This is a genomic window from Flavobacterium sp. UGB4466 (genome assembly GCF_903469665.1).
In the GTDB taxonomy this organism is placed as follows: domain Bacteria; phylum Bacteroidota; class Bacteroidia; order Flavobacteriales; family Flavobacteriaceae; genus Flavobacterium; species Flavobacterium lipolyticum.
Genome location: NZ_CAGKLC010000131.1, coordinates 1 through 9,583 on the forward strand (window position 1 = coordinate 1; position 9,583 = coordinate 9,583).

Annotated in this window: 5 protein-coding genes, 1 tRNA gene and 1 pseudogene; 1 reads left to right on the forward strand and 6 read right to left on the reverse strand. The window is 35.1% G+C overall.

Annotated elements, in window-relative coordinates:
- Positions 1-372 precede the first annotated feature (372 nt).
- The 4 genes from JO950_RS19790 to trxA form a co-directional block, all read right to left on the reverse strand.
- Positions 373-446: transfer RNA gene (locus tag JO950_RS19790), tRNA-Asp, on the reverse strand.
- Between the two features lie 86 nt (positions 447-532).
- Positions 533-1,459 carry a DUF58 domain-containing protein gene (locus JO950_RS19795; RefSeq protein ID WP_017494711.1) on the reverse strand — a complete coding sequence of 309 codons (927 nt, stop codon included), beginning with the start codon at positions 1,457-1,459 and terminating at the stop codon, positions 533-535.
- Entirely contained in the window at positions 1,456-4,044 is a 2,589-nt protein-coding gene (locus tag JO950_RS19800) for a M1 family aminopeptidase (protein WP_202704188.1), read from the reverse strand. The genes JO950_RS19795 and JO950_RS19800 overlap by 4 nt, the downstream gene beginning before the upstream one ends.
- 296 nt (positions 4,045-4,340) lie before the next feature.
- Positions 4,341-4,658 (reverse strand): thioredoxin, encoded by a 318-nt coding sequence (trxA, locus tag JO950_RS19805; protein ID WP_012023423.1) that lies wholly within the window; start codon positions 4,656-4,658, stop codon positions 4,341-4,343.
- Between the two features lie 244 nt (positions 4,659-4,902).
- Between trxA and JO950_RS19810 the strand changes: the two genes are divergently transcribed.
- Positions 4,903-7,365 (forward strand): AsmA-like C-terminal region-containing protein, encoded by a 2,463-nt coding sequence (locus tag JO950_RS19810; RefSeq protein WP_202704189.1) that lies wholly within the window; start codon positions 4,903-4,905, stop codon positions 7,363-7,365.
- Between the two features lie 313 nt (positions 7,366-7,678).
- On the opposite strand, the gene JO950_RS19815 is transcribed toward JO950_RS19810, so the two are convergent.
- The gene (locus JO950_RS19815) at positions 7,679-9,049 is read right to left on the reverse strand and encodes a hypothetical protein (protein ID WP_202704190.1); all 1,371 of its coding nucleotides are present in this window, start codon (positions 9,047-9,049) and stop codon (positions 7,679-7,681) included.
- A pseudogene (locus JO950_RS19820) lies at positions 9,046-9,583 on the reverse strand (ATPase); the annotation flags it as partial. The pseudogene JO950_RS19820 and the gene JO950_RS19815, both read right to left, overlap by 4 nt.

The following is a 9,583-nucleotide window of genomic DNA, read 5'->3' on the forward strand; positions in this document are numbered from 1 at the left end:
GAGTGAGCAATATAGATTTTTTCTTGTTCAGATTATCTAATCTTTTTGCTTAATCCCCAACTTTTGAACCTGATCCCGGACTTCGCGTAAATCTTAGCGCTCTTTGCGGTTAAACCAAACAAATAAAAACAAAAAATCCACAAAGCTTAAAAAAAACTTTGCGGACTTTGCGTAAACCTTAGCGCACCTTGCGGTTAAAATCAGAATAGCCTTAAATCAAAAAAGCCATCCACAAAAGTGGAAAGCTTTTCATTGGTCTAACTACTAAACCAGCTACGAGTTACAAAGTCGTAGCAAAACAACACAACTAATCTTAGATACCGTATTTGGGCAAAAAAGCCTTTCCGTTAAGAAAGGCTCTTCCCAATATTGCGGTCTGGACGGGACTCGAACCCGCGACCCCATGCGTGACAGGCATGTATTCTAACCAACTGAACTACCAAACCTCTGCGTTATTGCGGTTGCAAAGATAGTACAGAATTTCGTTTCTGCAAGTGTTTTTTGAAAAAAAATTAAATAAATTTTCAAAGTTTTACCCAAAGTTTTGTTTTTCAACTAAATATGTCGTCAATATTTTTTCAAAATTGTCCCCTACATTTACCGGAACGTACTTAATATGGTTCTTTGCACAGGTTAAAGCCAGGTTTTTAAAATACCCTTCTACCCTTTTTTCATATTCCGCTTTTACGTTATCAGCAAAAATCGATACTTCTTCACCTGATTCCAGGTCAATAAACTTGCGCGGCGTGTTATCAAAGTCAAATTTTAATTCGGTTTGATCGTCGACTACATGAAACAGTACCACTTTATGTTTGTTGTGTTTCAGATGCTGTAAGGCATTAAAAAGCTTCTCATCCTCTTCGGCCTGAAACATATCTGTAAAAAGAATAATCATCGAACGACGATGCATTTTCTCTGCAATCTGATGCAAATACGTAATCGTATCGGTACTTTTTTTTCCTTTTGGCTGTTCCAGTAACTGTTCTAATTTATTGAGCAGCATTCTGTGATGACGATCACTTCCTTTCTCGGGAGCATAATATTCATAACTGTCCGAGAACACGCTCAAACCAACAGCATCGCGTTGTTTTTTAAGGATATTCATCAATACAGCAGACGCCAGAACAGAAAACCCAATTTTCTTTTCGTAAAAGGGCTGATTTGATTTTAGTTCAGGATAATGCATAGACGATGAATTATCGACAATAATATGGCATCTCAAATTGGTTTCTTCCTCAAAACGTTTGGTGTACAAACGATCTGTTTTGGCAAACAGCTTCCAGTCGATATGTTTAGTGCTTTCTCCGGCATTATACACTTTATGCTCAGCAAATTCGGCCGAAAATCCATGAAACGGACTTTTGTGCATCCCCGAAATAAACCCTTCTACCACCTGATTCGCCAACATTTCGAGATGTTGAAAACTGGAGACTTTTTCTATTTCCGATTCAATTTTCATTCGGTTTCTTTTTTAATATTTTGTGCGCGGTACAAACCATCTGTTGCCTGCATTAATTTTCTTTTCAGAATTGGACTAAAATTAGGATTCTCTTTTAAAAATCGCTGTACCTCATCAAAAGCATATTTCGATGAATATTTCCCAATGGTATTGTTCAGCCAGTCTTTTGGAAAGAAGATATCTCCCGTTCTCTGAATTTCATCAACCAAATCTAGCGAAAATCTAATATACCTCTGAGCACTTTCCTGACGTAATGGATGATTTATATTCGCTAAACCAACAGAAACCCATGCTTCTTTTTCTCTGTTGGCATCGTCTTTTAAAGATTGTACAAAAGCATCACGTACCCCTTCGTCTTTAGATAATGAAGGAAGCAGAAATTCAAATCGTTTTTGCTTGTCGGGATTGCTAATCGAAGTCTTGGTCTTATTCAGAATCCCATCTGCTTTTTCATGCTTAAAAATTGCCAGATTCATGGCCATGTTCGTATAATCGTCTTCGTTTAATTTCAAACCTGAAATTACCATTTCTTTACTCCAAATCGCATATAATTTTGCTTTTCCTGAATCTGAATAAGCAATCGAACTGAACAAATTAAACAATGTTTTCTTGATATTGCTAGGCAAATTGGTCTTCAAACGATCCAAAACTACTTCTTCAAGCTGTTTTTGTGCTATATTTTGCTGTTTTTGAGTGAGATATTTCCAAAAAACAGCACTGGTTTGATTCGTAATTATTTTCAGCACCAATTCATTTTGCTCCTGCTGAATTCCTTTCACAAAACAATCGAAAGCTTTTGCCGGAGCAACATTTCCCGTTAAGGTATTTTCATAAATATTAATATAAGTTGAAGCTCTTGCCACCTCATCCTTTAGACTTAAAACAGAATCTAAATTATTCCCGTCAAGCGGAAAAACACCATATCCAAAACCATTATAATTGTAAATAACAGCTATTGGTTTTTCAAGTCCAATTGCTTCTTTGAGTGACAAACTTTTGTCTTTTATAGTAGCACTGATCACTTTTACGTTGTTGGGATAAACCAAACCAATATCAAAAATCTGAGGCCATACATTAGCCGAACGATCTTCTGCCTGCTGTGTAATTTCAAAGCTCGAAATTCGGTTTTGAGCATCGTAGGTAATCTTATCCGTAAAAATGGCTCTTCCTGATTGATTTACCCAGACTTCGCTCCATTTTTTCATATCCAAAGGTGTTTCGGCATCCAGAATTTCCACCAGATTGTTCCAGTCAGCATTGTCGTTGGCGTACTTTTTAATATACTTTTCGATTCCTTTCTGAAAGGCTTCTTTTCCCATCGAAGCTTCTAACTGACGCATCATAATAGGGGCTTTGTTGTAAATAATAGCTCCGTACAATGAACCCGCATTTTTAAGATTGGCAAGATTTTGTTTGATTGGATGCGTACCCAACGAGCGATCTTCTCCATACGCATTAGGATAGTGTGCGGTTAGAAACTGTAAATTATGGTTGACTTTAGGAAAAATCGGATTCATAATTTTATCGGCCATGAAATTGGCAAAAACCTCTTTCATCCAGACATCGTCAAACCATTTCATGGTGACCAAATCTCCAAACCACATGTGCGAAGTTTCGTGTGCAATCAATTTAGCACGGTCTAATTTTTCACTGTCTGTGGCGCTATTATCCAGAAACAAAGTTGATTCTTTATACTGTATCGCTCCAACATGTTCCATTCCGCCATACTGAAAAACAGGAATCGAAGCAAAATCAAGTTTTTGAAACGGAAACGGATAATTGGTGTATTTTTCTAAAAAATCTAAGGATTGTCGGTGCAAATTAAAAATAGTATCGGTACTTACTCTTATTTTTTCTTCATTGTTTTCGCGATACAACATGGTCATTTCCTTAAATCCCAATTTCTGCGTTACCGTTTTGAATTTTCCTGCAACAAATGAAAACAGATACGTACTCATTTTATCTGATTCTCCAAACCCCCAAAACATATAATTAAGGTTTTTAACTACTGCTTCGTGCACTCCTGTAATTGGGGCATTAGATAAAACTACCCATTCTTTAGGAACCATTAAACTTAATTGATAAGTCGCTTTAATATCCGGTTGATCCAAACAAGGGAATAAAGTACTGGCACGATCGGGAACCAATAAGGTATACAAGAAATCATCATTTCGGTTTAAGGACAAATTTCCCGCTATAAAAGAAATAGCAATTCTGTTTTTCCCTAAAATCAAGTCTTTAGCAGCAATAATAATATGTCCTTTCTCATGAACAATAGCAGTGTTTTTATTATTAACCTGAATCGATTTTATGTTCTGAGTTTTCTCTTTAAAATCCAAACATAAAGGTTCACTCAAATCTGAAATTGTCAGATTTAAAGTCAAACTCGAATTGATTTCCTTTTGTTTTTGCGGCGGAATCTCAAAAGAAAGTCCATAAGTCACATTTGAGATTTGTTTTTTTCGAAAATGTGCTAACTGTTCTGAAACACCGTCCTCTAAAATTAATTTTTCTTTTTGTTTCGATTGGGAAAAACCAATTGTAGTAAACACAAAAAAGCAGAGTAAGCTATAGGAAATTTTCATTTTTAAAGGAAATTAAGATTCGTTAAAAATAAAAAAAGTTTGCCACTAATCTCACGAATGAGCATGAATTAAAATTCTTTTGCCACAGATTGAAAGAACTAATACCGATTGTATATTCAATATAGTCCAATTGCATTGTACTATTTTCATATTACATCGGCATTATATCAAAAAGCATTGGACTAAAATATAAGTAAAATTGATATAAAAAGATTTTTCAATCTGTTAAAAACCTTTAAACATAAAAAAGGTCCGACTTTCGCCGAACCTTCTTTATATAAATTATAATCTTTCGATTACAACAAAGCGTCTAAACTATCTGCGTAGGTTTGTTTAGGAGCAACTCCTACTTGTTTCCCTACTACTTCACCGTTATGAAAAACCAAAACAGTTGGTATATTACGAACACCGTATTTTGCAGCAAATTCCTGATTAGCATCTACATCTACTTTACCTACTACAACTTTACCTGCGTATTCGTCGCTTAATTGGTCAATGATTGGACCAACCATTCTACAAGGACCGCACCATGCTGCCCAAAAATCTACCATTACCGGTTTATCTGACTTCAAAACTACTTCATCAAAAGTAGCATCTGTAATTGCTAATGCCATAATTTTTTGTCTTTTAAAATTATTGTCTGAATTGTTTCGTTTCAAACTAGACCACAAATTTAAAAATTAAATACAAATGAAACACCATAACCAAATTAGTTTTCATTATAAATGTATTGTCATTAATTATATTCATTCAAAAAACAAAATTTATAAGTTTTAACCTACTCAAGTCTAAATTGTATCTTTTTAAAGAAACCTCCATATTTTCCCTTATCTTTAAGGATTCAGAAAATTCTTCCCGATGAAAGCAGCTTTACTCCACATCAAAAACTTTTTTCAATCGCTTCATTTAAAAAAATACGCCAGACGTTTTAGCATTTTCATATTAGGAATCATTACTTTACTCCTTCTTGCCTGTGGCGGATTATCGATTTATTTTAACCAAAATAAGACCGAAATTATCACTAAGATCAACACCAAAATCAATGAAAACATCAACGGTAAATTTCATATTGGAGATTTTCATTATAAGTTTCTGACTGGTTTTCCCAACTTTACTTTGGCCTTAAAGGAGGTTGAAGTCAAAGACAATCAATGGCCCACACACCAGCATACTTTATTAAAAGCTAAAGAAATTGAGGTGCGCCTGAACATTTGGAGTTTGGTACATGACGAAATCAACATTCGTAAAATCCTCATCAACGACGCGGCTATCTATGTGTATAAAGCGCCGAACGGCTACTCGAATGCCGATATCTTTAAGCCGAAAAAGAAAAAAGCACCGGAAGACCAATCAGATACCGAAACTACAATTGACCAGATTGAACTAAACGGAGTTCATTTTACGTTAAACAATTTGCTTGGGCATAAATTGTTTGATTTTGATGTCGATCGCTTACAATCGAAAGTAGAGCATGACGGCGACAACTGGCAAACCGACGTTTATCTAAACACCCAAATTAAAAGTCTTGCTTTTAATACCGTACACGGAAGTTTTGCAAAACAAAAAGAACTTAAAGGTACTTTTGCAGTAGCTTACTCTGCTCCAAAAGAAAGAATTGACGTGGTGACTAAGGACCTAAAAATTGGAACAGACTCTTTTGATATCATCGCTTTTTTTAATCTGGCTAAAGGAAATGCTCTTTTCGGAATCAATATCAGTACATCTATTTTGTGGCAAAATGCGGCAAACTTATTATCGGCAAACATCAGTTCTAAGCTTAACCGATTTAATCTGAAAAAAGAAATTGAAGTAAATTGCGACATCAAAGGCGACTTTAATGCCGAAGGTGATCCCAGAATTGTCGTTCAGGCAATTGCCAAAAACAACGAACTTTCTATACCGGATGGATTGATTAAAGACTGTCATTTTAAAGGCATTTTCACCAATAATTTCAAACCAACGGCCGGTTATAACGATGCCAATTCGGCTATTATTCTAACGAAATTTACGGGGGAATACGAAAACATTCCGCTTACCATTCCGCAATTGTCGATCAATAATCTGGAGAAACCGCTTGCCACCGGAAATCTAAGTTCTGATTTCGATATTGAAAGACTCAACCAAATAAGCAACGACAAGTGGATTCAGTTTACAGCCGGTCATGCCAAAGCCAACCTAAAATTTCAATTTGACATTGTTGATCTGTACATTACCAAACCGCGTTTTATTGGCAAAATAGATATTGACGACGCCTCGTTTCATTATATTCCGAAGAATGTTCGTGCCGTAAAAACCAACATTCATCTTGACTTTACCGAGAAAGCTTTACTCATCAAACAAATTGCTTACAAACACAATAAGAATACGATTTTCGTCGAAGGAGAAATTGACAATTTCCTGAACCTCTATTATGATGCTCCCGAAAAAATGATTGTCAATTGGAAAATCTATTGCCCTAATATCGATCTCAAACAATTTCTGGGCGTTCTGGCCAGTTCACAAAAAGTAAAAGGCTCGGCCAAGACTGCCAAAAGACCCACGATTTCGAATCATCTGAGAAGTGTAATTGACAAATGCTCGGTGGTGATCGATATCAAAGCCGACAAAATCAATTACAACAAACTCATTGCCACCAATACCATAGCCCGAATTCAGATGCTGGACTCGAAACTGCTCATTAAAAACGGCTCGCTGCAAACGTCTGGAGGCACTATTACTTTTGACAGTGAAGTGGTGCCAAACGGAAAAAACTATGCTTTCAGTTCGAATGCTCAGGTAAACAAGGTCGAAATTGCAAGCTTTCTGAAATCGTTTAACAATTTCGGGATTCAGTCTTTCAGCCCCAACAACATCAAAGGAAAACTAACGAGTACAGCCAGTGTAAACGGTTTTATCAATAGTCGTGGCGAATTGATTAGCAACTCCATGCGCGGAAAACTGGATTTTAAAGTCAATCAGGGCGCTTTGGTTAACTTTGAACCTATTGTAAAAATCGGCAAGTTTGCCTTTCCGTTTCGCGATGTCGAGAACATCACCTTTAGCGATTTGTCCGGTCAGCTCAATATGCGTGGAGAGCAGATCGACATCAACAATCTCACTATAAGTTCCAACGTGTTAAACATCGATGTCAACGGAATTTACTCTTTTGGCCGAGGCACCAATCTCGCCCTCACCGTCCCCCTTCGAAACTCTAAAAACGACGCCAAACTCGCCACCCAAGCCGAACGCGACGCCGTCCGCGAACGTGGGATCGTCCTACATTTACTTGCCGTTGACGATAACGGAAAAATGAAAATTAAATGGGGGAAGAGGGATAAGTAGAATTATTCGCAACACCATTCCCTCCCAATTTTGTCATTCTGAGGAACGAAGAATCACACCAGTAACTCGACAAAGGCTTGCCACTCTAAGCGAAGTCGAAAAATCGTTTGCAACTTGAAATTTGGGCTTTAAAAATATTGGAATTTCAATTTAAAGGAGCTGCTTACTTCGTCAGTTCGCTTTGGCTCGAGTCCTGCTGTATAATTTATCTTTTGTATCCGCCGCGGCGGATACAAAAGGATACCGTTCCCATCAGAGCTAGAGGTTTTGGTTTCGTGAGAAGTTTAGAGTTAACCTCTAATGATTTGAGATTTTAGACCTCTATCATACTTTCTATGACACCCAGTTCCTTTATAAGTAACCGTTTTACTTCAAATATGCAGTCTTTTTTTAACGGTATTCCAAATACAAAAATGACATTTGTAATTTCATTTATTGCGTTTTTATACTTTATTGTTTTAATTTCCAATTGGTCAGATGGATAGCACAAAAAACCAAACTTCAAATATCTCTTACTGAATGAAGTATATGCCATAATCTGATGCAAATCATGTCTATAATCATCTTTAAGAGTCTCACTATTACTAAACTTATTATACAAGTTTGATTTATATTTAGCATCAATAAACACCATTAAATCTTCCTTCTGATAAATAGCATCCGGCTCGATATGTTTTAGCTCCCAAGAATAATACTTAGACGTTTTAGAATGAAATTTAAAATTTGAAAATAATCTACCACCTGTTTCTTTAGCAACTTCTCTGAAAATATATTGAACAAATTTTTCAAAAACATCGCAAAAATCAACTCTCCAAGCAGTACAATCAATTAAATTAAAGTTCAATACCTTATTAGCTTGTTCTTTACAAGATTTCACAATTACATTATCAGATGTTTTAACTGTAATATTATTCGTTATTTTTGGTTTGTGATAATATAATTTTTCTTCAATGAAATTCAACCTTGCTCTGATTGTGTTTTTAATCCTTAGAGGAGTATTTGAAGAAAGCAACTCACCCTTACAAATGTCAAATACATAACGTACTTCTGCATACTCACTATGAAATTCACTTAATACATTTTTTCGAATAGGAAACTTTAATCGTTTTTCAATTTTAAATTCATTGTTGATGTACTTATTCCAATTTATTTGTCCATTTGGTTGATTTGATATTTTTTCAACATTATCAAATTTACACCAAGACTTAGATAATAAAGCTTCAAGAGAGGCAATGAATTTTACTGCTTCTAAATATAGTGGCGGTCGAAAATTTTTACCCGAAGCAAGAGGTAAGCTATCAATTACTTCCGGGCTTATTTCTCCACCAAGTAAATTCAAAATTTCGATATAATCTTCAAAGCGATCACTACCAGTAAATCTAGGCATTACTACAAAATCACCTATTTGTTTACCGGTGTCAGATGCTCTTAGTGGAATAGTTCCAATGAAGCCAGATGATCGAAAAACTAAGGAGATATTTTGGTCATTACCAATTATCAATGGCTGAATATCTAAAAATTTAAATTGAGCTAAATTATATTCTATAAATTTTTGAAGATTCTGACCGATAATTCTTCGATCAGCCGATTTAAACCATTTTTTTTGCAAATAAACTCCGCTTAACTGTCTGGATTGTTCAGTTAAGCAAGGCATCTCAAAAAAAACATCTAACAACTTACTCATTCAAAAAGTGATTGATTTATACGTGAAGTAAAATAATTATTAAATTCTTCTTTAGCATTTCTAACCAATCCTTCTTGCAAATATTCTTTTATCAACGGAAATATTTCATACTGAATTCTACTTTTCATTTCTTCTTCACTTTTTGCAATAAAATAACCTTGTCCAGGTTGTAATGAAAGTTCATTACTAGAAGCGTACCAATCAAAAATTTCATTAATTTTCAAGAAATCCTCAAAAAAGAAATATTCAGAATTATTTATTTCAAAAACACTCAAATTTGACAAATTTTTCTTTTTCCCATTAATTGGTTTTGGTTTTAAATCATACCAAGCAAATCTTCTTCTCAATGCAAAATCAACTACCGACAAACTTCTATCGGCAGTATTCATAGTTGAGATCACATGAAAATTATCAGGTAATTTATTAATTTTAAAGTCCGGAGAAATTTCTATTTCAACATCCCATTTGTCCATTTTGTGTTCAAACAAATAAAAAATAGGTCCTAAAACATTAGAAAGATTTGCTCTATTAATC